At 45.8% G+C, this 509-nt stretch carries 1 protein-coding gene and 1 pseudogene; one reads left to right on the forward strand and one right to left on the reverse strand.

What is annotated here, in order from left to right; translation table 11 throughout:
* A pseudogene (locus tag R7E78_RS30845) lies at window positions 1-83 on the forward strand (porin family protein); the annotation flags it as partial.
* A 66-nt stretch (window positions 84-149) separates the two neighbouring features.
* Here R7E78_RS30845 and R7E78_RS30850 read toward each other — a convergent pair.
* Window positions 150-509, reverse strand: a 360-nt coding sequence (locus tag R7E78_RS30850) for an EamA family transporter (RefSeq protein WP_318059233.1), incomplete at its 5' end; no start/stop codon positions are given.

Genomic DNA, 509 nt, shown 5'->3' on the forward strand with positions numbered 1-509 from the left:
GTTTGAACTTAGAATACAATTACGCCAAAAACAGCGATTTTGATTCTGGTGGCGTGATGTTTGGCGCACAAATGCGTTTCTAACTCATCCCACTTTTCCAAGGCACCTGGAGTCCGTTTGAACTTCGGGTGCCTTTTAGTTGATGCGCTTCAAGCACCTTCTAAAGACAACACAATGCCTGCAAGGATGAAAGCCACACCGATACCTCGGGTGAGATACCATTTTTCCGCAAGTAACCAAATGCCCATCAGTAAGCCAAATACAATACTGATCTGGCGCAGCGCGACAACTAAGCTCACGTTGTCTGTCATCGTCATCGCAAACAGAACCAATCCATAAGTCGATGCCATCATAATGCCAGCCATACTTGCACTTTTTCGGATTCGCCAAGCCGCTTGCAACTCTTGATAATTTCTGGTGATCAGACACCAAAGTAAAACGGGTAAGCCCATCGCCCAAAACTGCGCACCAAGATAGAAGATCGCGCTGTATTGATCGTTGAAAATAGT

This window comes from Vibrio sp. YT-19(2023) (assembly GCF_033337395.1).